24 protein-coding genes are annotated in these 24710 nt (G+C 61.6%); 13 read left to right on the plus strand and 11 right to left on the minus strand.

The window, feature by feature from the left end; all coding sequences use genetic code 11:
- Positions 1–29: 29 nt before the first annotated feature.
- The 5 genes from B2G88_RS04965 to B2G88_RS19025 form a co-directional block, all read right to left on the minus strand.
- The gene (locus B2G88_RS04965; RefSeq protein WP_087714131.1) at positions 30–962 is read right to left on the minus strand and encodes a sulfide-dependent adenosine diphosphate thiazole synthase; all 933 of its coding nucleotides are present in this window, start codon (positions 960–962) and stop codon (positions 30–32) included.
- 218 nt (positions 963–1180) lie between these two features.
- On the minus strand, positions 1181–2530 hold the full coding sequence (locus B2G88_RS04970) for an aminotransferase class III-fold pyridoxal phosphate-dependent enzyme (protein ID WP_087714132.1): 1350 nt from the start codon (positions 2528–2530) through the stop codon (positions 1181–1183).
- Between the two features lie 116 nt (positions 2531–2646).
- The gene (locus tag B2G88_RS04975) at positions 2647–3948 is read right to left on the minus strand and encodes an MgtC/SapB family protein (protein WP_087714133.1); all 1302 of its coding nucleotides are present in this window, start codon (positions 3946–3948) and stop codon (positions 2647–2649) included.
- A 352-nt stretch (positions 3949–4300) separates the two neighbouring features.
- A complete protein-coding gene (locus B2G88_RS19450; protein WP_176393176.1) occupies positions 4301–4447 on the minus strand; it encodes a hypothetical protein in 147 nt (48 codons plus the stop codon).
- A gap of 160 nt (positions 4448–4607) precedes the next feature.
- Positions 4608–5297 carry a hypothetical protein gene (locus tag B2G88_RS19025; RefSeq protein ID WP_054863067.1) on the minus strand — a complete coding sequence of 230 codons (690 nt, stop codon included), beginning with the start codon at positions 5295–5297 and terminating at the stop codon, positions 4608–4610.
- A 218-nt stretch (positions 5298–5515) separates the two neighbouring features.
- On the opposite strand from B2G88_RS19025, the gene B2G88_RS04985 reads away from it, so the two are divergent.
- Positions 5516–6529 carry a lysylphosphatidylglycerol synthase transmembrane domain-containing protein gene (locus tag B2G88_RS04985; protein WP_087714134.1) on the plus strand — a complete coding sequence of 338 codons (1014 nt, stop codon included), beginning with the start codon at positions 5516–5518 and terminating at the stop codon, positions 6527–6529.
- 49 nt (positions 6530–6578) lie between these two features.
- Complete coding sequence (locus B2G88_RS04990; RefSeq protein WP_054863066.1) at positions 6579–7304, plus strand: DUF7117 family protein; 726 nt, start codon at positions 6579–6581, stop codon at positions 7302–7304.
- Here B2G88_RS04990 and B2G88_RS04995 read toward each other — a convergent pair.
- Positions 7301–8200, minus strand: coding sequence for a bifunctional methylenetetrahydrofolate dehydrogenase/methenyltetrahydrofolate cyclohydrolase (locus tag B2G88_RS04995; RefSeq protein WP_176393177.1), 900 nt, complete (start codon positions 8198–8200; stop codon positions 7301–7303). The two genes, B2G88_RS04990 and B2G88_RS04995, sit on opposite strands and share 4 nt — an antisense overlap.
- A gap of 210 nt (positions 8201–8410) precedes the next feature.
- Here B2G88_RS04995 and B2G88_RS05000 point away from each other — a divergent pair, with 210 nt between their 5' ends.
- Positions 8411–9772 (plus strand): cytochrome P450, encoded by a 1362-nt coding sequence (locus tag B2G88_RS05000; RefSeq protein WP_087714136.1) that lies wholly within the window; start codon positions 8411–8413, stop codon positions 9770–9772.
- Between the two features lie 30 nt (positions 9773–9802).
- Here B2G88_RS05000 and B2G88_RS05005 read toward each other — a convergent pair whose 3' ends face one another.
- A complete protein-coding gene (locus B2G88_RS05005; protein WP_087714137.1) occupies positions 9803–11107 on the minus strand; it encodes a serine hydrolase domain-containing protein in 1305 nt (434 codons plus the stop codon).
- 178 nt (positions 11108–11285) lie between these two features.
- Positions 11286–12533: a serine hydroxymethyltransferase gene (glyA, locus tag B2G88_RS05010; protein ID WP_087714138.1), complete on the minus strand. Its 1248-nt coding sequence runs from the start codon at positions 12531–12533 to the stop codon at positions 11286–11288.
- Positions 12534–12781: 248 nt separating this feature from the next.
- Between glyA and B2G88_RS05015 the strand changes: the two genes are divergently transcribed.
- A complete protein-coding gene (locus B2G88_RS05015; protein ID WP_087714139.1) occupies positions 12782–14998 on the plus strand; it encodes a hypothetical protein in 2217 nt (738 codons plus the stop codon).
- Between the two features lie 47 nt (positions 14999–15045).
- On the opposite strand, the gene B2G88_RS20055 is transcribed toward B2G88_RS05015, so the two are convergent.
- Positions 15046–15177, minus strand: a complete 132-nt coding sequence (locus B2G88_RS20055) for a hypothetical protein (protein ID WP_281253838.1) — start codon at positions 15175–15177, stop codon at positions 15046–15048.
- 254 nt (positions 15178–15431) lie between these two features.
- Between B2G88_RS20055 and tbsP the strand changes: the two genes are divergently transcribed.
- The 6 genes from tbsP (at position 15432) to B2G88_RS05045 (ending at position 20029) form a co-directional block, all read left to right on the plus strand.
- Positions 15432–16250: a transcriptional regulator TbsP gene (gene tbsP, locus B2G88_RS05020; protein WP_087714140.1), complete on the plus strand. Its 819-nt coding sequence runs from the start codon at positions 15432–15434 to the stop codon at positions 16248–16250.
- Between the two features lie 263 nt (positions 16251–16513).
- On the plus strand, positions 16514–17218 hold the full coding sequence (locus B2G88_RS05025; protein ID WP_087714141.1) for an RNase P subunit p30 family protein: 705 nt from the start codon (positions 16514–16516) through the stop codon (positions 17216–17218).
- Positions 17202–17849, plus strand: a complete 648-nt coding sequence (locus B2G88_RS05030; protein WP_054863063.1) for a class I SAM-dependent methyltransferase — start codon at positions 17202–17204, stop codon at positions 17847–17849. The genes B2G88_RS05025 and B2G88_RS05030 overlap by 17 nt, the downstream gene beginning before the upstream one ends.
- Positions 17850–17859: 10 nt before the next feature.
- Complete coding sequence (locus tag B2G88_RS05035; RefSeq protein ID WP_054863062.1) at positions 17860–18351, plus strand: Rpp14/Pop5 family protein; 492 nt, start codon at positions 17860–17862, stop codon at positions 18349–18351.
- Positions 18352–18355: 4 nt separating this feature from the next.
- Positions 18356–19126 (plus strand): archaeal proteasome endopeptidase complex subunit alpha, encoded by a 771-nt coding sequence (gene psmA / locus B2G88_RS05040; RefSeq protein WP_087714142.1) that lies wholly within the window; start codon positions 18356–18358, stop codon positions 19124–19126.
- A 177-nt stretch (positions 19127–19303) separates the two neighbouring features.
- Positions 19304–20029, plus strand: coding sequence for a ribosome assembly factor SBDS (locus B2G88_RS05045; protein ID WP_054863061.1), 726 nt, complete (start codon positions 19304–19306; stop codon positions 20027–20029).
- Between the two features lie 48 nt (positions 20030–20077).
- On the opposite strand, the gene B2G88_RS05050 is transcribed toward B2G88_RS05045, so the two are convergent.
- A complete protein-coding gene (locus tag B2G88_RS05050) occupies positions 20078–20398 on the minus strand; it encodes an FUN14 domain-containing protein (protein WP_054863060.1) in 321 nt (106 codons plus the stop codon).
- A gap of 461 nt (positions 20399–20859) precedes the next feature.
- Here B2G88_RS05050 and hflX point away from each other — a divergent pair, with 461 nt between their 5' ends.
- The 3 genes from hflX to B2G88_RS05065 all read left to right on the plus strand — a co-directional run bounded on the left by hflX (position 20860) and on the right by B2G88_RS05065 (position 23753).
- Complete coding sequence (hflX, locus tag B2G88_RS05055) at positions 20860–22161, plus strand: GTPase HflX (RefSeq protein WP_087714143.1); 1302 nt, start codon at positions 20860–20862, stop codon at positions 22159–22161.
- Positions 22162–22239: 78 nt separating this feature from the next.
- The gene (locus B2G88_RS05060) at positions 22240–23397 is read left to right on the plus strand and encodes a thiolase family protein (protein WP_054863059.1); all 1158 of its coding nucleotides are present in this window, start codon (positions 22240–22242) and stop codon (positions 23395–23397) included.
- The gene (locus B2G88_RS05065) at positions 23394–23753 is read left to right on the plus strand and encodes a PhlB family protein (RefSeq protein ID WP_087714144.1); all 360 of its coding nucleotides are present in this window, start codon (positions 23394–23396) and stop codon (positions 23751–23753) included. Before B2G88_RS05060 ends, B2G88_RS05065 begins: the two co-directional genes overlap by 4 nt.
- On the opposite strand, the gene B2G88_RS05070 is transcribed toward B2G88_RS05065, so the two are convergent.
- Complete coding sequence (locus B2G88_RS05070) at positions 23750–24625, minus strand: DUF7547 family protein (RefSeq protein ID WP_087714145.1); 876 nt, start codon at positions 24623–24625, stop codon at positions 23750–23752. The genes B2G88_RS05065 and B2G88_RS05070 overlap by 4 nt on opposite strands.
- Positions 24626–24710 lie beyond the last annotated feature (85 nt).

Consider the following 24710-nt stretch of genomic DNA (forward strand, 5'->3'; position numbering starts at 1 on the left):
GGGCCGACACTGACGTACAGGAGTCCGTCTCAGTCGTCGGCCGGCGTGGCAGCGCGCGAGGTGATGTCGACCGGTTCGGCGTCAACCTCGAGTTCGTCGAGTGCGACCTGGGCGGCGCGTTTGCCGGAGACGAGCATGGCACCAAAGGTTGGACCCATGCGTGGCAGGCCGTAGGTCGTCGCGGTCGCCATACCGGTCGCGATCAGGCCATCGTGGACGAGGCCGGTGTGTTCGACGACGGCGTCTTCGGACTTGCCGACCCACATCGAGTCGTGGCCGGGCGAGTCGTGACCGGGTGCGCCGTAGGTGTTGTCGTCGGTCTGGTCCATGACTTTGCCGCGTTCTTTGGCATCCTGAATGCCGGGTGCGTCGAGCACGCCGCGCTCGTCGAGTTTCGTGATCGCCATCGCGTCGTGGCCCGTCGCGTCGATGACCAGATCCGCTTCGACCGCAATCGGGTCGACGCAGGTGATCTCGCGTGGCAGCGCGTGGACCGGCGTCCAGTTCATGACGATCCCAGAGACCTTGTGGTCCTCGCGGATGACGATGTCCGTGAACTCGGTCATGTTCTGCATCTTCGCGCCCGCGTCGCAGGCGGCCTTGATCAGGCCGGAACAGGCCTCTGGGCCGTTCGCAACATAGAGTCCCTCGCTGTCTTCGGACTGCTTGTGGGAGACGTCGAGTTCGTCGAGAATCTGCTGGGCTGGGTCACGAACGGTGACTTTGTTCATGAGGAAGCCACCGAGCCAGAAGCCACCGCCGAGGTAGTTGTTCTTCTCGACGACCATCACTTTGACACCGCGCTCTGCGAGTTCTTTCGCCGCGGTGAGTCCCGAGGGACCGCCACCGACGATGATGACGTCCGAGTCGGAGAAGTCCATGAACTCCTGGGTCCATTCTTGCCCGATTGCACGCGTTACGTCCGCCTCGCCAACGTCACTGAACTTGTCGAAGTCGCTCATACAACTAGGTGGTAGCAGTCGGTGGTGAAAAAGATGTCGTAACAGTCGTTCTCGACGGAATAATGATGTGGGACTATAGTAACAACTGCAACTATTTACACACTGATCGCCCACCTGTCTGGCGATCAGGTGTGTACTGACTTGCAGTGGCTACTATAGATATTGGAGGCATTCGAGAGTCAGTACACTGAGATACAGACGAGAGACTCACCCTTTCCTCACGTCTCGGCAGTCGCCTCGAGCGAATCCTCGAGTAGCCTCATCGCGAGGTCGATCTCGCGCTCGGTCACGTCCAGCGGCGGGAGCAATCGCAGCGTTTTGTACCCACAGCCAAGCGTCAGGAGACCGCGTTCGAACGCTGCCTCGAGGACGGTTTCACGGTGGGCTTTGGTATCGAACTCGACGGCGAGCATGAGGCCGCGGCCGCGAACGTCGATGAGGCGCTCGTGCTCGGCGGCCAGTTCCTCGAGCCGATGTCGGAGGTGCTCACCACGCGTACGCACGTTCGCGAGCAGGTTCTGTTCGTGGATCACGTCGAGTGTCAACGCGCCCTGCAGCGAGGCGAGGATGTCGCCTGCGCCCCACGTCGAGGAGAGTCGCCCCGTTTCCTCGGGAAACACGTCCGAGCGCGAAATCGTCGCGCCGACGCGCAGGCCTTTGCCCGCGGCGATCACGTCCGGCGTCAACTCGAGGTGGTCGACGGCCCACAGTTCCCCGGTTCGGCCCACGCCGGATTGAATCTCGTCGACGACGATTTTCAGGCCATAGCGCTCGCGGAGGGTCTCGAGGTCGCGAGCGAACGCCTCGTGAGCGACGCGGTAGCCGCCTTCGCCCTGAATCGGCTCGAGGATGACGTAGGCGAGTTCGTCGGGGTCGATAACGCCGGTGTCGGGGTGGAGCGTGTCCGCGAGGACGTTCCCGCCGGGACCGTCGGTCAGCCACCGGGTTTCGTAGGCCTCTCGGCTCGCCGGGTACGGAAGCGCGATGATGCCCGGTATCTCGGGGTAGCCACGCCGATGGACGGTCTTCGAGCGGTTGAGCGAGAGCGCGCCGAGCGTGCGCCCGTGAAATGCGCCCTCGAAGGTGGCTCCGCGGTGACCGCCCGACGCGTAGCAGATCTTGATCGCGTTTTCGACGGCTTCGGCCCCCGAATTCGAGAGAAAGACGCGGTCCATGTCGTAGTGGTCGGTCGCGGCGACGAGGCGGTCCATCAGCTGTGAGGGGCCGGGAAACTCGGTCTCACGTGGGTGATCTGATCCCTCGAGAGCCACGTAGAAGTCCTGTCCGGCGATTTTGAGGGGATCGACAAGGTCGAACTCCTCGAGTCGGTCGCGGAGAACCGGATTGTTGTAGCCGAGCGGCGCGGCGGCGACGTGACTCGTAAAGTCCAGCAGGATGTTGCCGTCGACGTCGGTACAGAACGGCCCGACGGCCGGCGCGCTCGCATCCCAGACGAACTCGTAGACGTAGGTACTCGGCGCGGCAGTCGTGTGGTGGTACTCGGCCCACCGCGTTGCGCGCTCGCCGGGGATAGTCTCGACCGACGGCTCGACCGTGTCACGATCCATAGGCATGATAGAACGGGATAGACCAAAACTCATCCGAACGGTCTACAAATATGAGTATTTGTTCACGTTGTCCCGCTCGAGGCGGATTTTGAGTACCAATGGTGGAATCTCGGCGCCTAGATGACGAAAATGACCGAGGCAACCGCACCGCCGACTAACAACACGGCGCTGTAGATCGCAATTTGGCGACGAAATCGCTGGTTCGACGACGTCGCGGCCAGCATCGCTTTGACGATGATACTCGAGACCGTCGCGAGCAAGATGGCAATCGTCGCCTCGGCGGCTGCGAGCTCTCCGCCGCGGTAGAGGACGACTGCAGAGGTCGTTGCACCCGCACTCGAGACGAACCCACTCGCGACGGCGGTCGCGTAGAATCCCAGGGTGCCGAACCAGGTTTCAGCGAGCGAGCCGAAAACGAGCACGCCGAAAAAGACCGCGCCGAAGCCGAGCGCGTTTTTCAGCGAGAACGGGCTCTCGAGTTCCATCTCGCCGGATTGACGCCAGTCGGCGGTGAGGCCGGCGATGACGAACGCGAGCACGATGACGGCACCGAGCGGGACAACGGCCTCGAAAAGGATCGGACTCCCACTGCCAATCGTAAAGCCGACCGCAATCGCGAGGTTACGAGCCGCCATCGCCGCATTTGCGAGCAAGATGGCGGCGACGGCGTAGGATGCGGCGGCGGGGCGCTGGCGGACGTGATCAAGCATTGTCCCAACGACGGCTGTCGAGGACGCAAGCCCGCCGAAAAACCCGGTCACGGCGATCCCGCGGCCGCCGTAACTCGAGACGATGGCGTAGTTGACGATGCCGATACCGGCGACGGCGACGACCATGAGCCAGATCACCTGTGGCTCGAGGTCGAGCGTCGTCGCGCCCAGGTCGAGTGGATACTCCGGCGGCAACAATGGGTAGATCACGAACGCGAGAATCGCGAACTCGGTCGTCGAGCGCATTTCCTCGCGGGAGAGTCCCCAGGCGAACTCGTGGAGTTCTCGCTTGAGGACGAGCAGCAGCGACGAGAGGACGGCGACGGTCACGCCCTCGACGATGAAGCCGGCCGCGACGAGCGCGCCAACGCCGTAGGCGACGAGCATCGAGACGGAGGTCGTCAGCGAGAGTCCGGCCTCGCTGGCGTCCGGTTCGCCGAGCAAGCCCTTGACGGCCAGCAACACACCCTGGACGATGACGAGCAGGCCGCCCAAAATGAGGAGGCTCTCGCCGATGTCGGACTCGACGACGAGGATTGTGAAGACGGCCGCGAGCAGACTGATCAACGAGAACGTCCGAATACCGGCCGCCTTCTGTGACCACTCGCGCTCGAGGCCGAGAAACATTCCCAGTGCCCCAGCGAGTGCGATTCGGACGACTGGCTCCTCGAGCGGCGCCTCGACGAGTTGCAACGGAACCTCGTTCACCCTCGAGCGTTCATCGGGAGCGTATATAAACGACGTGCTGAAAGAGTGCCTGAGCGTGATGAGTGGCGGCTGTGGTAATGCAACATCATGGCTGTCAGATCTGAGCCAGTGATGGAAACACACCACGAGTTAGTGTGTACTGTGTTCGAGAACGGCCGAGCAGTCGCTCGCGAGTTATCGTTCGTAAACAGGAAAGCAAATCGCGTGGCGGAAAAAGGCCACGCGATTGCTTGCCGCCCTGAATTGGTCCCCGCTGACGCTTCGGCCCTCCAAGCGAAGCGTCAGGTGAAAAAATTCGCTGGGTGTACTTAACTGTTGCGACACAGGCTTCGTTGGTGATAGGTTGGGTTTGCTAGATGTGTTCCTCCTCGAGGACCCAGCCGAGTGCGCGTTTGTAATAGGTAAACATCTCTTCGACGCCGTCGTGGCGCATATCCTCGCTCTCGAGGTGTTCGATGAGGAACTCATACTGCTCGCGAATCTCCGATTCATCGCGCATGGGGGATGCTATGGGACGGATGACCAAGACCGCTTTGGGGACAGCAATGGCTCTCGAGTGATCAGTACGGGTCAGTTAGCTCTCGACGTCGTCTCTGTCGTCGCAAAAAAGCGGCCAGGAGCGGATGAGTCGATGAGCAATCGAACGCTACGGGGATCGGTTAGAGGTCGTCGTCGTTGTCGTCCTCGTCGTCTTCGTCGTCCTCGTCTTCGTCATCCTCGCCGTCGACCTCAGTATCCTCGAGCGTCAGGGTGACGTCCTCGTCGTCGCCGTCGATTTCGACGTCTTCCTCGGCCTCGTCGCCCTCGTATTCGGCGTGGACCGTGTACTCGCCGTCCTCGAGGTCCTCGAATTCGACTTCACCGTCCTCGTCGGTTTCGTCTTCCCAGTCTTCCTCGTCGTCCATCAGGTCGTCATCGTCGTCCTCGTCATCCTCGTCGTCTTCGTCCTCATCGTCTTCATCATCCAGTTCTTCATCGTCATCTTCGTCGTCGTCCATCTCGTCGTCTTCATCGTCCTCGTCGGCTTCCTCGAGTTCGACGGTTGCGCCTTCGACAGCGTTGCCGTCAGCGTCTTCGACGGTGACGGTGAGCGTGTAGCCATCTTCGTCGTCCATCTCGTCATCTTCTTCGTCCTCTTCATCCTCCATCTCGTCATCTTCTTCCTCTTCTTCATCGAGTGGATCCTCTTCGTCGTCATCCTCTTCGTCGACTGCGGGATCCTCCTCTTCAGGTGGTTCATCATCGGGATCATCGCCATTGCCGTCGTCTGCACAGCCAGCCAGAACGAGCGCACTGGTTGTACCTACTGCCGCGACGAACTTGCGTCGGTTCAGTCTTTGATGGGACATATCTCTGGATAGGACGTTCCACTTGGTTTCGGTGCGGCCTGCAGGTGCCGTATGTTAATGACGCATTGAACAGCATCCGGTCGCTGATGACCGTTTCAGCCCCGTTACACTCCAGAATAGGGTAGAGTCATCAGCTCGTATGTCTTTCAGGGTGGAACTTCGCTGTCTGTCTCCACTGAGTCATAACATAGTTGTAGACTCATTGAGAGTGTCCACTCGTGAAACGTCGGATCGCGTTTGGGTTTGTCGTTGCCCTCTGTTTGCTGGTGGCCCTTTTCACCGTTATTGGTGGCCAGGACGTCCTCGAACAGTTTCGGGCTGCAGACGGGCGATTCCTTGCACTCGGCGTCTGTTCTGGACTTTGTGCGCTTACGTTCCGTGGCATTGTCTGGGAACGGTTCGTCTCGGTGGTCAACACCTCAATCACGCGCCGACGGATCGCGGCCGTCTTTCTGACCGCGATGTTCATCAAATACATCACCCCCTACGGCCAACTTGCAACCGAGCCGTTCGTCGCCTATCTGGTCGCTCGAGGAGAGGATATCGCGTTTGAAGACGGTCTCGCCGGCGTCCTCTCGGCCGACGTGCTCAACTACATCCCCTACTACACGTTCGGCTTTTTCGCACTGGGAATCATCACGATCCGTGGGACCCTCGGCAGCGGACTCGGTACCCAACTGGTCGCGTTCGCCGTCCTCTTTCTCACGCTCGTCTCGGCCGTTTTCGTTGCAATTCGTCGACCAAGCGTCGTCTACACCCTCGTTCTCACAGTCACAGACGGAATTTACCAAGTCGTTAGCCAGTTCACAACTCGCTTCGACGACCATCTCGAGGCCAGCGCGGTCCGTGATCGTCTCGATGGATTCTACGGCTCGCTCGAGCGCATCACGGCGGATCGGCCGACGCTCCTCGTCGCAGCGGTTGCCGCCCATCTCGGCATGGCGTTTCTCATGCTCCCGGTCTATCTTGGCGGGTTGGCAATCGGCGCTGAACTCGCTCTCCCAATTGTCGCACTCGTCGTCGCACTTGGTAAACTCGGTTCGGTCGTCCCCGCACCCGGCGGCACCGGCGGCGTCGAAACGATGATCACCGCCGGCCTGACCGCGCTCGCCGGCCTCGAGCCCGCAGCTGCGTTGACCATCGCACTCATCTACCGACTGAGCACGTACTGGCTCACGGTTGGGCTTGGAAGCGTTGCCGCAGTCGACGTCCTGGTTCGGCAAGCCGAGTAATGGACAGGACTCCGATGGGACTTTTGGGCACCCGCGCGTACGGGCGAGTATGAAAATACGGGGCGAGCGCGAGTGTACGGAGTGTGGGACGCGCTGGTCGTACTACGAAACCGGAAGCATCGGCTGTCCCGCCTGCGGGAGCATCCAGAGCGTCGGCACTGACGAGCGTACCGAACACACGGACCTGCCACTCGAGTTCGATCTCACGCCGATCCGGAGCGATATCGACGACGTGAAAACGAGCGAACTCGCCGACCGCGCACACGATCACTGCCGTGAGTACGTGCGCCGTCGCGGATTCGTCAATGCCGGCCAGTTGCGCGACCTCGACGAGACGTACCTTGCAGCGACCGAACTGCTGCACGTCTCCGATATCGTCGCCCGAGAGATCCGCCTCGAGGACCGCGAGGAACTGTACTTTCTGTCCGTACTCCGCGATGCAGACCTCGGTGAACGACCCCCACCCGAGGACGTCCCGCCCTCGCTGCAGGCCGCCCGCGGCCTCGCCTCCGCAAACGCCGTCCGCGAATATCGACGCGACATCCGGACGTGGCTCGAGGAACAGCAGACAGATCTGACCACGAGCGAACGCAGCGCCCTTGAGACGCTTGGCGAACACGTCACCCGTATCCGGATGCTCGAGGGCGATATCGACCCACAGACGGCCGACCGGTTGGTCGAAGCGACGCGAGAACTGGCGAACGGACTGCGCGGTGACGAACTCGCCGTCAATCGCGCACAGGACCGACTCGAGGGTCTCGAACTCAGTCCTTAGGGAAGGTCGACGTCGACGCCTTCCTGCAGGCTTGCAGCCTTGACGGTATTGTACAGCAAGAGCGCGCGCGTCATCGGGCCGACGCCGCCGGGGACGGGCGTGATCGCACTCGCTTGTTCTTTCGCGCTCTCGAATTCGACGTCACCGACAAGTTCGTAGCCCTTCTCGGTGTCCGCATCGACACGGTTGACGCCCACATCGATCACGACTGCGCCCTCGCCGATCATCGAGCCGTCGACGAGTTCCGGCGCGCCTGCGGCGGCGACGACGATATCCGCGCTGCGCGTCTTTTCGGCAAGATCATCGGTGCGGGAGTGACAGACCGTCACCGTCGCGTTGCCGTCGTCGGCCTTCTGGATCAGCAGGTTTGCAAGCGGCTTGCCAACGATATCCGAGCGGCCGACGATTGTCACGTCTTTGCCTTCAGTTTCGACGCCAGCCGACTCGAGCAGTTTCTGGACGCCGTGGGGCGTACAGGGACGGAAGCGGGCGTCGCCAGCGACGAGACGACCGACGTTTTCGGGGTGGAAGCCGTCGACGTCCTTCGCGGGGTCGACGCGACGGATAACCTCGCGGTAGTCGACGTGGTCCGGCACTGGGGCCTGCACGATGTAGCCGTGGACGTCGTCGTTGTCGTTCAGCGCGGCGATTTCGTCGTACAGCGTCTCCGGTGAGGCGTCGCCGTCGACGTCGACGTGATAGCTCTCGATGCCGACCTCCTCGCAGTCGCGCTGTTTCATGTTGACGTACGTTTCGCTGGCGGGATCGTCGCCCATCAGCACCGTCGCCAAGCCCGGTCGTGCGCCCGCGTCGGCGAGCGTCTCGATGGCGTCGGTCAGATCGTCACGAATCTCGCTCGCGACAGCGTTACCGTCGATAATCTCGGTCTCACTCATACTCGAGTGGGCAATCGCGAGGCTCATTAACCCTCGGATTCGTGCCCACATTGAGCCAGATCAACGCACCCAATAATCACACTCGTGCATACTATCCATGAGGTTCGCGTTGCTCGTCACTCGCTCACGAACCCGTTTCGTACCCTCCCCAGACCTGCCGGCGGGGAAGCCGCGGGGTAGAATTATTGGTGATTAGACACGAGATCACATATGGGACAGTCAACGACGCCACCGAAACCAGACGGCGTACCGCTGTTCGGTCACGCCCTCGAGTTCTCGCGCGATCCGTTCGGTGCACTGGAGCAGTGGGCTGACCGCGGCGATCTCGTCCACCTCGAGTTTCCGGGTGAGACGTTCTATCTCGTCTCTGACCCGGAAATCGTCGAGGAGGTTCTCCACGACGGCGACGGGCGGTTCACAATCGCCGCACAGCAGCAACGGGCGTTCGCGGGTATCGAGGATCACGCCGTCACGACTACCGCCGGCAATCGATGGCAACAGCTTCGACGGGCGCTCCAGCCGGCGTTCACTCGAGACACCATCGATCGCTACGCGGACGCGATCGTTGAGCAGACGATTCGCCGAATCGAGATGTGGGACGACGGTGAGGAAATCGACCTCCATCGAGAGATGCGACTGCTCACACTCGATGTCCTCGCCGAGACGCTCCTGAGCGTGGATATCCGTGGCGACGAAGACGTCGTCCTGAACGCGACGGACGCCCTCATCGACCGAAGCGATCCGCGACGGCCTGGTCAACTGGTCCCGGGCTGGGTGCCGACCCCGACCGAACGTCGGTTCCGACGGGCCGTAACCGAACTCGACGACTACATTGATCGGTGTCTCGAGGCGCGGCGAGAAGCGGACCGCGAGAAGCGCGCCAGGAACGGGAGCAAAAACACGAACAAGACCAGGACCGACGCCTGCTCGGTGTTGCTCGAGGCCCACGACCGCGGCGAACTGACTCTCGAGGAGGTCCGTCACAATCTCGTCGCGCTCTTACTCGCCGGATCCGACACCTCGGCGCTGAGCCTTACCTACTGCTGGCATCTCCTGCATGAACACCCCGACGTTCGACGGTCGCTCGTCGCGGAGTGCGACGAGCACGTCGGTGACGGACGGCCAGATCTCGAGTCACTCGAGCACCTCGAGACCCACCGAAACGTCGTTGCTGAGACGCTGCGGCTGTATCCGCCGGCGTGGAACACGATGCGGAAAGCGACCGAGCCGGTGACTCTCGGCGGCTACCAGTTGCCGGCCGGCGCGGAACTCCTGCTCCCGCAGTGGGTGTTGCACCGGGATGAGCGGTTCTGGGACTCGCCGACGGCGTTTCGGCCGTCGCGATGGGAGGGCGACGACGCCGACCGGCCCCAGTACGCCTACTTCCCGTTCAGTGGAGGTCCACGCCACTGCATCGGCATGCACTTCGCCCGACTGGAACTGCACCTCGCGCTGGCAACGATGGTCGACCGCGTCGCACTCGAGGTCGCACTCGAGGAGCCACTGACGTTCGCACCGACGATTGCGCTCCGGCCGGAGCCCGAGATCACGGCGACCGTACGACGGCACTGAGACAATTCAACGACACTGGAATGGAGATCGTTAGGAGAGTTCCGAGCGGACGGTCTCTGAAAGGATGGCCGAGCGCGCGTTGTGCTCGTAGCCGTCCCGGACCCCATTGACGACATAGGCGAACGCGAGGTCAGTCTCCGGTTCGGCCCACGTCATGCTACTGCCGAGGCCGCCGTGTCCGAACGTCCCTTCGGGTGAGGGAACCCCGCGGCGGTCCGGCAGCGCACCGCCGAACTGAAAGCCGAGTCCGTACCGATCCGCAGTTCCAAGATCCGCCTCGAGTGGTTCATCGACGTGAACCTCGAGTACCTCCTCGACGGTGTCCTCGCTCAGAATGCGTGTGCCGTCGAATTCGCCGCCGTTCAGGTAGCAGGCGTAAAAGCGCGCGAGTTCCCGTGTCGGGCCGATACCAGTCCAGGCGGGGTTGAGTCCTTCCTGGACTGCCTCCTGATTGTACGTCTCCGCGGCCTCCGCGGTCGTGTAGCCGGCCATCAGTCCCGCTTCGCCGACCCGGTCGTAGGGTTCGAAGCCGGCGAGCGTCGCGACATCGACGTCCTCGTCCGCAGGGCGGCCGATGTGTGTGCGATCCATTCCCAGCGGCTCGAAGACGTGCTCGCGCGCGAAATCGTCGATTCGCTCGCCCGTCACCTGTCGCACTAACTCGCCGACAATCCAGCCGAAACTGTAGAACTGGTAGGAAGTCTCCTCGCCCGGCGAGAACTCGAGGTCGGCCTCTTCGACGCCCGCCCCCAGCGCGTCGGGGTCCGTCCAATCTTCGTAGGCCTGATCGACCGGTGTCTCGGGAATGCCGGACTGGTGGGTGAGCACGTGGCGAACCGTCACCTCAGCCTTTTCTGAATCCTCATCGGCAAAGTCGGGCCAGTGTTCGACAATCGGGTCGTCGAACTCGAGTGCGCCCTCGTCCGCCAAGACGTGCACGCAGGCCGCCGCGAGCGGTTTGGTGTTCGAAAAGAGGACGAATCTCGAGTCGGACTCTGTGTCAACCCCATCGGGCTCGCTCTCGTCCATCGGCATGTCGTCGCCGTCCTCCGTACCCGTGATTCCGCCCGCGAGGTCGACGACGAGGTCCTCACCCTGATACACCGCGAGTTGGGCCCCGTGGTGGAGGCCATCCTCGAGTTGGGACTGAAACTGGCCTTCGATGCGCTCGAGTCCTCGAAGGATCGTCTCGGGGTCGTCTTCGTCCTCAACCGAGTTCGTCAGGCTTGCTCGAGATGTGCTGGCCGATCCTGTCGCCCCGACGAGTACGGCCACTCCGGCGGTGCCCACCGACGAAAGCACCGCCCGTCGACTGGTCGTGTGATCGTTCGACATGGGGAACGAACATGACGGAGCAGGGCAAAGCTGGTGCGCGCGTATTCTGGTCTTTTGCGTCGCGTTCGCTGCCGCTCTCGAGCGGGCATGAATTTGTACCGAGCACAGGCGGAGGTCCGCGAGCATCGCTACAGCGACGTGCAGTGGCGCGCAGTCCTCGAGAAAGATTAAAAACGCGTTATTCGTAGAGCGGGTTCTCGTCGCAGAGTTGGTCGACTTCCTCGAGGACTTCCTCGCGAACGTCTTCGTCCGTCGGGTTGTCGATGACACGGGTAATGAGATCGGCGACCGTGCGGCAGTCGTCTTCGTCGAAGCCGCGGGTGGTCAGGCCGGGCGTGCCCGCGCGGATACCCGAGGGGTTAAACGCCGAGCGCGTCTCGCCGGGCACCGTGTTGCCGTTGAGGACGATGCCCGCGGCCTCGAGGGCGTCTTCGGCGTCGCCGCCGGAGGTGTCGGGGTGGCTCTCGCGCAGGTCGACGAGGACGAGGTGGTTGTCGGTGCCTTCCGAGACGAGCGAGAAGCCGTTCTCGGCGAGTTGCTCGCCGAGCGCTTTCGCGTTGGCGACGGTCTGTTCGGCGTAGTCTTCGAATTCGGGCTCGAGGGCTTCCTTGAAGCCGACGGCCTTGCCGGCGATGTTGTGCATGAGTGGGCCGCCCTGGCCGCCGGGGAAGACAGCCGAGTCAATGCCGTCTGCGTACTCTTCGTCGCACATGACGATGCCGCCGCGGCCGGCGCGGATGGTCTTGTGCGTGCTGCCGGTAACGAAGTCGGCGATGCCGACGGGCGAGTCGTGGACGCCCGCGGCGACGAGACCGGTGATGTGGGCGATGTCCGCCAGATGGAGCGCGTCAACGCTGTCGGCGGCTTCTTGGATGCGTTCCCACTCAATCTCGCGTGGGTACGCGGAGTACCCCGAAACGATGATATCGGGTTCGAACTCCTCAGCGTGTTCGGCAAGCCCCTCGTAGTCGAGATAACCCGTCTCGGCGTCGACCTCGTACTGCTCGACATCGTACAGCTGGCCAACGAAGTTCGCCGGGTGACCGTGGCTCAGGTGGCCGCCGTGGGTCAGATCCAGCGAGAGGATCTTGTCGCCCGGCTCGAGCATGGCGAAGTAGACGGCCTGATTGGCTTGCGTGCCCGAGTGGGGCTGGACGTTGACGTGTTCCGGACCGAACAGTTCCGTTGCTCGGTCGATTGCGAGTTGTTCGATTTCGTCGGCGTACTCACAGCCGCCGTAGTATCGTTCGCCGGGGTAGCCCTCGGCGTACTTGTTCGTCAGCGCGCTGCCCTGGGCATCGAGGACGGCCTCGCTCACGTGATTCTCGCTGGCGATCATCTGCAGCGACGACCGCTGACGGTCAACCTCGTTCTCGAGTGCGTCGGCGACGTCGGGATCGACCTCCCGAACCTGATCGTGTTCCATATCCGATGTGCGGACTGGTGGCTGTATAAGTGTACCTTTCCGCCGCCAGCGCTGGACACGCTGTCGTGACCGCCCGGGTACCGAGACGCCTCGAGAACACCAGACTGATTACAGCGCAGTTAGCCAGTCAGAGGTATCAACGTGACGTCCTGGAAACACCTCGTGTCTGTTGTCGGCCCGACCGGCAGCCATAAGTGATGGTAACGTTCAAAACAATTAACTAAACAGAGACCAATTCAGGAGAGCCAATGATCGAGTGGGAACGGACTGGGTCGACACTTCGTGTGACAGACAGCGCGAGCGCAGAGCTTGCTGTCCGCGGCGTCGATCAGGTCTCGGCGTGTTCCACGTCGTTCCCGCGCCCAATCGACGACACGCTCGCCGTCTCGACGAGCGAACTCAGCCTGCCACACGCGGTCGTCTACGCGTTCTCACTCACATCCGACACGCGATATGAACTCGACCCCAACGGCGGCACACTGACGCTGCCACCGGATGAGTACGTCATCGATATCGATGCGGAGATCAAGACCTACGTCCGCCTCAACGGTCGTGCGACACTGACACAGACCGACGGGTTCGAATCAATCACCCTGTCTCTCCCCGAGCAAACCCGTGTTATCCTTGGCTTCCGCAGCCGCAACGAACTGCCAGTCGGGACAATCACCGTCCCCGACCATCCCGACGCCATCGCCGAGGCGATCACCCATCTCGGCACGGCCCACAGAACGGATACCCCGGATCGAACCTATCCAACACTTCGGGGCCATCCCCCACTGCTCGAGGCCGGCGATACGCTCGAGATTCCAGCTCACCTCCAAACCGAGTGTCCAGATACTGGCATCGAACTCGTCGTTCCACCGGCATACGAGGCGCTGTACAGCACTGCACCGCTTGCGTACTACCTGCAGGCAAGCGTCCAGACTGATAGCCGACTCGAGCACGCACGCCTTCGGCTGGCCGATTTCGACACCGAAACACGTCTCGCACCGCTGCCAACGCTCGAGGACGACGTTGCCCAGTTGCTCCGGAAAACGTTCTTCCTGGACTGTCTGGTCAGAAACGTTGGCCCCTACGGGACGACGCTCTCGGAACTCAAACTCGTCGACGCCCTCGGACTCGAGAGCGAGCAACTCTACGAGGCGACCCCACAGGAACGACTGGCGGCCTACCTCGAGATCCCCCACGAGGCGATTGAACACCGGCTTCCAGAGTGGCACCTCGCGACGTACGTTACGCCCGCCTACGACCGCCTCGAGACGCTCCCGTTCTTACTCGACCGGATGAGCCTCATTTACCAGCCCCGGACGACCGAACTCGAGGGGCAGGAACTCGTCGAACGGTCACTCGATGATTTCTATCGCGGGGTCGTGCCACCGACCGACCGCGACCACAATAACGAGGTTCCGAGTCGACGCCAGCCCTCGAGTGACTCGAACGAGCAGTCGTCGAGGACAGGACCCACACGGAACCAGCGGTCACAGACCGAATCAGCCACGCGGGCAAGCGCCGGAGACGTCGCCTCAGTCGAGGTCGTCAAACCAGAACTTCACCACGGCCGCACGCATGGCTGGCTCGCCGATGGCGTCCCCATTGACGTCTTCAAATCCGACCCAGTCGCTTACCGCAATCGACTCGCCGCTCTCGCAGACGACAGCAACTCGAGTGCGCCCATGTCGATCCACGTTGTTCTCAACGACCCCGAAATGGCGGGCGAACACGAAGCCGTCGCCGAGATCTATCGTCGCCGCGCCGAGGATCGCTCAATCGACGTCACAGTCGATGAATCACTCCGCACAGCCGATCTCGCACGCGTCTTTGAACGCAACCACGATTTCGTCCACTACATCGGCCACTGCGAAACTGACGGCCTGCGCTGTCCCGACGGCAACCTCGCCGTCTCGAGTCTCGAGCGCTGTCGGGCCCAGACGTTCTTTCTCAACGCCTGTGGCTCCTTCTATGAGGGCCAGACGCTCATCGAGAAAGGCAGCGTCGCGGGAGCAGTCACGTTCACAAAAGTCCTCAACGACCACGCACTCAAAGTCGGCTCGTCGTTCGCCACGTTTCTCGCACACGGCTTTAGCATCGAGCGGGCGATGAGCCTTGCGCGCAGTCGGATTATGATGGGCAAAGACTACGCCGTCGTCGGCGACGGAACTCACTCACTCACTGACGGCGAGCATCAACAACCCACGACCCTTACACTCGAGCCAGTGCCTGACGACGACAGCGACACGGCCGTTCCCAACCAGTTTCTCGTAACCTTCGACTGCTACTCGACCCAGACCACCGGCACGTACTACGTGCCCCACACCGATGAAAACGAACTCGCAACGCTGTGTGGCAACGAATCCAACTTCCTCCTCGAGCGCGACGAGGTTGCAACGCTGCTCGAGGAGTGTGATGCAGCAGTGATCTACAACGGCGATGTGTACTGGTCTCGAGAACTCTCGACGCAGTTTTAGACGCCTGCGTCAGGCTGATTTGGTGCTCTGGGACGGGGAAAGCAGGGCTACGGTCCGCTGTACGTACTAATCCGCTTTGTCCGGCAGGCCAACACGCGCTCGAGACGCGTTCGAATCGCTGTGACGTGGTAGGCAATCGACCGACCGGACTGTCGACGCTGTGTGTGGCTCCCAGCCATATGTGCTATTGTGAACCACGGGTCACATAATAGTTCCTATCGTTCCAGTCGGGCAACGAATTTTTGTGTTCTGCGTGTGAAACGGTGACAGAGCGCTTACTTCACAGTCTTCAAATATTAATTAGACAACAACACTGTCATCTGGTAGAGAGATTAGGATCAAAAATTACCAATTCATCCGTGAGACGAGAACTTATGGCGTGCAACTGGCCGCCAAAATTAAGTAGCTGGTGTTCGTTTACTTCTGTATAGCAATGACTTCGAATTTACTCAACCATCAGATTGATGATATCCTTGGGTCCGTCCTCGAGGACACAACCGGAGACGTGTACATGGTCAACCCGTCCTGGGACGCCATCGAGGAGTTCATTAGCGTCGCAAGCGACCTCGAGGGCGAACTGCCAACAGTCCACATGCTCGCCGACGAGCGAACGCTCAAAGAGGTCATGGACGACTTCATCGTCGCCTCGAACGCGGCCGACCTGATCAGCGAGGATGCCCTCGCACTGCGAACGCTCGCAGAGGCCCCAGAGAATTCGCTGCTCATCACCGAGGACGAGGTTATCGCCATCGTCCACGCCGGTGACCGCGTCGGCGGCCTCGTCACCGACGACGAGAGCTTCGTCGAGGACACCTACGACACCTACGCCGACCGCTGGGCAGACGCCAGCGACTACAACCTCCGAACGCCACCGATCACGGCCGTTCGCGAAACGCTCTCCGAGGAGATCAGCCCTGACGCCGAAGACGACTTCAGCTCCATCCTGAGCTCGCTCGAGACCGCACGCGGTGACGGCGACGGCCTCGACGAGGTCACTATCTCGCTGCTCGTCGCAGCCAAGAACGACGCCCTGCTGTACGACATCAGCAAGTGGGGCGAGGACGTCGGCATCGCCTCCAAGGCAACGTTCAGCCGAACGAAGACCAAACTCGAGGACATGGGCCTGATCGACACCGAAAAGGTCCCAATCGACGTCGGTCGTCCGCGCCTGCGCCTGAAAATCGGCGACGAGCGCCTGCAAGAAGCCGACAACGGCCAGCTCGCGACAGTCGCACAGTCCATCCTGAACTAGAACCGAACTTTTGCGCTGTCGTTCGAAAGAGCGCTCGCGCTCTTTCGTACCTCGCGAGATCTTCGATCTCGCTCAGAGTCGTCGGCCCGCGAGCAGACAAGCTGCTCGCGGTGGATTACGAGTGACAGCCTGCCCTCCCCCGAGTCACGCGACTCTCGCTGTCGCTCGAGGCGCGCTCCCGGCCGTATACATCTGCCCTCGAACAGCGTTCGGTACCATCGCATGGCGCAAACCCCAAGTCGCCACCGTGAGAGAACTCGAGTATGTACGAGGCCGTCCGCGCGTATCCAGATGGTGAGAGTACGGTCGCCAGAGTCGCAGCGACGGCTGCCGACTACGGCCTCGAGGGTGTCATCGTTCGCAATCGATCCGGCGCTCGAGCAGAGTACGACGCCGAGGCGATTCGCGACGAGTACGGCGTGGACGTAGTCTCGGGAGTCGAGATTCACGCCGCAGATCCAGAGCAGGCAAGCGGTGCGGTCGGGAACCACCGAACCGACGACACCATCGTTGCGGTTGCCGGCGGCTCTCCGGAACTCAATCGCTTTGCTGTCGAAAACGAGAAAGTCGACGTGCTCGCCCAGCCGTTCGCCGGCGACGGCGACGTCAATCACGTCATCGTCAAAGCGGCCCTCGAGAACGGCGTTCGCCTCGAGTTTGATCTCTCGCCCGTCCTCCGGACCCACGGCGGGCGGCGCGTGCGAGCGCTCCAATCGCTGCGAAAGCTCCGCGAAATCGTCGCCCACTACGACGCGCCCTACGTGGTCAGCGCGCGGCCGGGTTCACACCTCGAGATGCGCGCGCCGCGGGAACTGCAGGCGCTGGGCGAGGAAATCGGCTTTGCGAGTGAGTTCGTTGAGGACGGACTCGCTGAGTGGGAACAACTCGCCGAGCGCAACCGGCACGTCCAGTCCGAGTCGTTCATTGAGCCAGGGGTCGAACGAGGAGGATATGAAGAAGAGTCTTGAGGACCACGCCGCGCGCTTTGACGAAAAAGCGAGCGAGTACGACGAGTCGAAGTCCGACGAGTATCGTGCCTGTGCGAATCTCGTGATCGAACACGCCGCGCCCGACTCGAGCGATATCGTGCTCGATCTCGGAACCGGTACCGGTGCCATCGCGCTTGCACTCGCACCGGACGCAGAGCGGGTCGTCGGTCGCGACATCAGTGAGGGGATGATGGACGAAGCCGAACAGAAGGCCACAGCCGAGGGACTCGAGAACCTCGAGTTCGACTACGGTACGTTCCGCGAACCCGAGTACAACGGCGAGGTGGACGTCGTCACCTCGAACTTCGCGATGCATCACCTCTCGGACGCAGAAAAACGCGAGGCAATCGACGTCATCGCCGGCCTCGAGCCACAGAAATTCGTTCTCGGCGATGTGATGTTCTTCGGCGAACCGGACCCTGACGCAGCGTTTTACTCGCCCGAGGTCGACGATCCGGCAACGGTCGGTGACCTCGCGGACGCCTTCACGGATGCTGGCTTCTCGCTGACGGCGGTCGAACGCGTCCACGACCAGGTCGGCGTCCTCGTCGCTGAACGGACGCCAGCGCCGTCAGCCGACGCCGAGACGGGTCTGGCAACGGACGAGTGAGGACTCACTGATGAAACACCTCCCGAAACACCTCCGACCCCGCTGGCGGTATCTTGCCGTTGCCCTCGAGTCCTGGCCAGATGCCTCGATCAGTCGCCGAACGTTCCAGCGAGAAGTGTGGTATGCGGGCCAGAACCTCCTTGGCGATCCGGGCAGTGCCGACGCGCTCTTACAGGTTGTCGAGTTCGAATTCACGGACGGCGTCGGTGAAGCCATCGTCAAAGTCAGACACGGCGAGACGGACTCTGCTCGAGCGGCACTCGCCTGTATCGGCGAGATTGACGGTGTACCCGTCGGCCTTCGGGTATGCGGTATCAGTGGCACGATACGTGCCGCTGAAGAAAAGTATTTAGGACGCCGCCGGCAACTTTCTGGACAGAGAAACGTCGTGTTCGGGAACGAGGAGCGAGTCGCTGCTGTGCGAGAAGATCTCGCAGACGTGCGACTCGATGAGGCGTTCACGGGTGCGACAGACCTCGATTACGATTCAAATTTAGCGTGACACTATGCAGGGACAACAACAACAGCAGGCATACGACCGCGGCATCACGATCTTCTCACCGGATGGTCGACTCTACCAGGTCGAGTACGCCCGTGAGGCGGTCAAGCGAGGAACAGCCAGCATCGGTGTGCGAACCCAAGACGGCGTCGTTCTCGCCGTCGACAAACGGGTCCCATCGCCGCTGCTCGAGGACTCGAGCGTCGAGAAGATTCACCGAGCAGACAACCACATCGGCATCGCAAGCGCCGGCCACGTGGCCGACGCGCGCCAGCTGATCGACTTTGCACGCCGACAAACGCAGGTCAACCAGCTGCGCTACGGCGAGCCAATCGGCGTCGAGACACTCACAAAGGAAGTCACCGACCACATCCAGCAGTACACGCAGGTCGGCGGCGCACGACCATTCGGCGTCGCGCTGATCGTCGGCGGCATCGACAACGGCGAACCGCGCCTGTTCGAGACTGACCCATCGGGGACGCCCTACGAGTGGAAGGCACTGGCTGTCGGTGCCGACCGTGGCGATCTGCAAGAGTACCTCGAGGAGAACTACGACAACGAGGCAGACCTAGACGGCGGCATCGCCCTCGCACTCGACGCACTCGCGTCGGTCAACGACGGCTCTTTGCTCCCAAATGAGGTTGGCCTCGCGACGATTGACGTCGAAACCGAGCAGTTCGAGCAGTTCGACTACGAGACAATCGAGACCCACCTCGACGAGAACGACCTCCTCGGCAGCGAAGACGAGGAGGAAGACGAAGACGAAGACGACGAGTAACGCTCCGTAATCGAGACCCGAACGCGAACAGGTTGCCGCGCTGTGGCGCGGTTGAAGAGTCGGGACGGGTCACCCCTATTCGAATACGGCCGTCCCCGACTGCGGTTCGATTCTTCACCCCTCCACCTCGCGACCAGCAGGAAAAGGTCTTTTACCCGGCCGAAGGTACTCATCAGTATGATATCACTCGACGAGGCAGTGACGGCGCGACTCGAGTCACATGGCGCGCGCTTTGAGGTGCTTGTCGACCCGGATGCAGCACTGACGATCAAACGCGACGAGTTCGACGGTGATCTCGAGGAAGTCATCGCCGCTGAAGACGTCTTCGAGGATGCCTCGCGCGGTGACCGACCGGCCGAAAGCGACCTCGAGAAGGTCTTTGACACGACGGAGCCACTCGAGATTATCCCGGAAGTGATCAAAGAGGGCGAGATTCAGATCACGGCCGAGCAACGCCGTGAGATGCAAGAGCAAAAGCGCAAGCAGTTGATCAACACCATCACACGTAATGCGGTCAACCCGCAGATGGACAACGCGCCCCACCCGCCAGAGCGTATCGAGAACGCCCTCGAGGAGGCGGGCTTTACCGTCGATCCGATGGAGACGGTCGAATCGCAGGTCGACGATGCACTCGATGAGTTGCGGCCGATTATTCCGATCCGCTTCGAGGAAGTGACGATTGCCGTCCAGATTCCGGCAGAGTACGCCGGCAGCGCACAGGCACAGGTTCGCCAGTTCGGCGACTTAGAGCGCGAGGAGTGGCAACCTGACGGTTCGTGGGTTGGCGCGATCACGTTCCCTGCAGGGATGCAAAACGAGTTCTACGACGTGGTCAACGAACACTCGAGTGGGAACGCAGAAACGGAGATCATCAAGGACAAAGACGATCTGAAGACCCGGTAACTGCGGACGCGATTCAGCTTAGCAGTCCGGCATGGCCTGAGTCGACTCTCAGCCTCGATGATAGCCGACCAGAAAACCACTGACGAAGCCAAGTCCCACTGGAATCGTCGACAGAATCGACTCGAGCCAGTGGACGTTGGCCTCGGCACTCGCGACCTGTTCTTGCGAGCCGATCAGTCCCGCCGTGAGCCGTTCGTAGTCGATGATGAGGATTTCCTGTGACTCGAGGTAGCGCACGACCATCAACTGCACGCCGATAATGACTGCGAGAAGCTTTGCAACTCGTTTCGTCCCGAACCCGACGAGCGCACCGAGGATCGCACCGCCAAGGAACTCGAGAGTGAGCGTTGTCGGATCGACGTCGATCATCACGTTGGCTATTCGAGTCGGTCCCAATGACTGTTGTGATTAGCTGACTAGCCAGTAACTCGAGTGGATCGGCTGACACCGAGCGGACACCGGCGACAATCGACAATCGCCGGACGGCAGCGAGCACGGGATTCAAGAGCATTGGCCGCGTACGAGTATGCATGACGCTGTCAATCAGTCTGCTAACTGAGGTGAACTGCCGGCATCGTTAGCGTGTCAGGGCATACGTTGTCGTGTCAACACCCATGCCAGCAGCCGTTGCGTTCGACGCCAGCCCCAGCGCAAGCAGTGCTTCGAGCGCGAGGGGGTTGCTCGAGACACAGTGCTCTCGAATCGGTGGTCGACTCGAGCGGAACGACTCGATTTCGGCGGCGACGCAACGATAGCGCGACCAAGCGCACGAGGACAGCGACCTGCGGACACGACACAAGCCAGCACCTGCACATCACGAGGACCTTCGCATGAACGCGATCATCGCAAAACGCGTCGACTCCGGAACGCCAGATACAACCGAAATCCGTGATCTTGCCGAAGCGGCCGGCTATACCGTCGTCGGTGAGGTCACGCAGTCCAGACGGGCCGATTCGGCCCTGCAACTTGGAGAGGGAAAAGCCGAGGAACTCGCCGAACGCGCCGTCGAAACCGACGCGACGACCGTCATCTTCGACAATCGACTCGGGCCATACCAGACATACAACCTCGGCCAACTGCTCCCCGACGGCGTCGAGGTCATCGACCGCTTCACCCTCATTCTCGAGATTTTCGGCCAGCGCGCACAGACGCGTAAAGCCCAGTTGCAGGTCGAACTCGCCGAACTCCGGTATGAACTTCCGCGCGCGGAGGCCAAAACGAGCCTCGCAAAACGCGACGAACACCCCGGCTTCATGGGCCTCGGTGAGTACGATGAGAGTCGCGAGCGGGACATCAAAGACCAGATCAGTCGCATCAACGACGAACTCGAGCGCATCGAGCAGACGGAGGAACACCGTCGCGAGCGCAGACGCGATTCGGGCTTCGATCTGGTTGCACTCGCTGGCTACACGAACGCCGGCAAGTCGACGCTGTTGCGCCAACTCGCGGACGATCTTTCGGTCGACGAAAACGAGGATCTCCACCGGGATCTCGATCCGACGGCTGAGTCACAGGACAAACTGTTCACGACGCTTGGGACGACGACTCGCCGCGCGGACATCGACCCGCGGGACGTCCTGGTGACTGACACCGTTGGGTTCGTCAGCGACCTGCCCCACTGGCTCGTCGAGTCGTTCAAGTCGACGCTCGATTCGGTCTACCGGGCGGATCTCGTCTTGCTCGTCGTCGACGTCAGCGAGCCAGTTGACGAGATTCACGAAAAACTCGTCACCTGCCACGACACCCTCTACGAGCGCAACGAAGCGCCCATCGTGACGGTGTTGAACAAGATCGATCAGGTCAGCGACGACGACCTCGCCGAAAAGAAGACCGCACTCTCCTCGCTCGCGCCAACCCCGGTCACCGTCAGCGCCAAGACCGGCACGAACGTTGAGGAACTCCTCGAGCGAGTCGACCGAGAACTCCCAGACTGGGAGGAAGAACGGCTCATGCTGCCGATGACCGACGAGACGATGAGTGTCGTGTCGTGGATTCACGACAACGCACATGTCGACGACGTCACCTACGGCGACGAGGACGTGCTCGTCTCGTTCGAAGCCAGACCCGCAGTCATTTCACAAGCACGCTCGCGCGCAAGCGAGTTGCAGGCTGCGTCGGCCGAATCGGCCTGAGGGCGTGTTTTTGTCGCCTGTCTGTTCATGCGTGCCAGATCCCAACCATATAAAGCACAGACCTGTGTGTAGGAGGGTATGGAACGTGTTGCAATTATCGGCTCGTCGATGACCCAGTTCGGGCAACGCGACGAGTGGGTTCTGGACCTTCTCGCGGAGGCCGGGATCGACTGTCTCGAGGATGCAGGCGTCGATGCGGCCGCGGTCGAACACTTGTACGTCTCGAACATGGCAAGCGGGGAGTTCGAGGGACAAAGCGGCGTGGTGAACGCACTCGCACACGATATCGACGCGGTGCCAGCATACACTCAGCGCGTCGATCAGACCAGTTCCAGCGGCGGGGCTGGCATCTATGCCGCCTGGCAGTCCGTCGCCAGCGGCGCAAGCGACATGACGCTGCTCGTCGGCGGCGAGAAGATGACCCACAAGACGACCGGTGAGGCGACCGACGTAATCGCCTCACTGACTCACCCCGCCGAGTACAAAACCGGCGTCACGCTTCCGTCCTTTGCGGGACTGACGGCGCGTCACTACTTGGAACGCTTCGATGCACCCCGTGAGAGTCTCGGCAAGGTCGCCGTCAAAAACCACAAAAACGGCGTCGACAACCCACACGCGCAGTTCCAGAAGGAAGTCGATCTCGAGACCGTCCTCGAGTCGCCTATCGTCGCGGACCCGCTACGTCTGTATGACTTCTGTCCGATCACGGACGGGTCGGCGGCGCTGATGCTCTGTCCCGAATCCGTCGCAAAAGAGTATACGGACAACTACGCTGTCATCGCGGGTATTGACGGCGCGACGGACACCCACGTCGTCCACGAACGCGAGGACCCGACGATCATGGGCGGCGTCGTCGAGAGCGGGAAGGGGGCCTACGAGATGAGTGGCTACGGCCCCGACGACATCGACGTCGCGGAACTCCACGATATGTTCACCATTCTCGAGTTCCTGCAGATGGAAGGACTCGGCTTTGCCGAGCAGGGTGAGGCCTGGAAACTCGTCGAAGACGGATACACGGAGCGTGATACGGGCGAGTTGCCGATCAACACGTCCGGCGGACTCAAGTCCAAGGGCCACCCACTCGGCGCGAGCGGCGTCGCACAGGGCGTCGAAATTTACGAACAACTCGTCGGCGAGGCTGGACCGCGACAGGTCGAGGCGGACGTCGGCCTCACCTGCAACGTCGGCGGCTTCGGCAACTGCGTTATCACGACCATCATGGAGGCAGCACAATGACGATGGAAGCGATTCGGTACGAAGACGGCTCGATTAGCTACCCCGGCCACCCGCGCGGCCCGGGCGGAACAGTGCCTGAAGAGACGATTGATTTGAGCGAGTACACCGCAGAGGTCGTTACCTGGACGACGTCGATGGCGACGCCACCCGGGGTCCGCGAACCAAACACCCTTGCAATCGTCGAGTTCGACGTCGACGGCGAGTCAGTCCGCGCAATCGGGCAGGCGACGACTGACGAAATCGAAACCGGTGACGAGGTCCGCCCGGTCTACGTCGAGGAACTGCGGGAACCCGGCGCTGGAATCCGCGAACCTGACAGTCAGGAGTGGGACGGCTACCGGTTCGAACCCATTTAGACGTCTCCGGTGTTGTTTTCGTCGTTTTCGTCGTCATCAGCGCCGTTGCTCTTGGTTTCGCCACCAGTACTCGAGTCCGGTGTGTCTGAGCCGGTGGCAGACTCACCAGTGTCGTCAGTCTCGGGTTCGTCGTCAGCAGACGGTTCGTCGTCGGCTACAGCGTCGGATGCATCGGCGTCGACGTCTGATTCGTCCTCGTTGTACTGATCTTTGAGCGTCTCGAGTTCGGCATCCACGTCGACGGCCGAGCCGGGGTTGCGGTCGGTGGATTCGTCCGACTCGTCGTCACTCGAGTCGTCAGCTTCGGGCGATCCGTCGTCGATATCGATTTCGACGGGTGAGGAGCCGAACTGATTCGATTCGGACGACGATTCTGTTGCGGACAGATCGTCCGGTTCGCTGTCACTCGTCGCGTCTCGAAGTCGGGCATCGACGTCGTCGCGAAGGTCGCGCGCTTCGGAGAGCAAGTCGCGAGCGTCCTCATCAGCCGGAAGCGCGCCGCTCGAGGCCGCTCGTTGGAGTTCCGAGAGAACAGTATCGAGCCGGGAGAGCGTCGTTTTGCGGACCTCGTTCGCGCGCTCGCTCGCAACGTCGGTCGCGTCGGTGGTTCGGTCGCGAACTTCGCGTTCGGTTCGCACGAGGTCGAGTCCGCGTTGGAAGGCCTCGAGTGCACGAACGCTCGATTTAAGGACGGTGAGGGCGGTCGGAATCGCCACCTTGTCTGTGAACGCCAGCACGTCTTGTGGCGTGGGTGGGCGAAAGCGGGGGCCACGGCGTCGGTGCGAGTCCTCGAGTTCGGTTCGAAGCGCCTCGAGCGTCCGTGTAAGTTCCCGAACGGCGTCGGCGAGTTCGTCGTCGTCGGAATCGGCCATGGGTGGGATACGGTTGCCAGGATGAAAAGTCGGCCGATTGGATGCGAACGTCCCACACGATTGTCGGTTTGAAACAGCGAACGCG

The sequence above is a fragment of the Natronolimnobius baerhuensis genome, from assembly GCF_002177135.1.
Taxonomy (GTDB): domain Archaea; phylum Halobacteriota; class Halobacteria; order Halobacteriales; family Natrialbaceae; genus Natronolimnobius; species Natronolimnobius baerhuensis.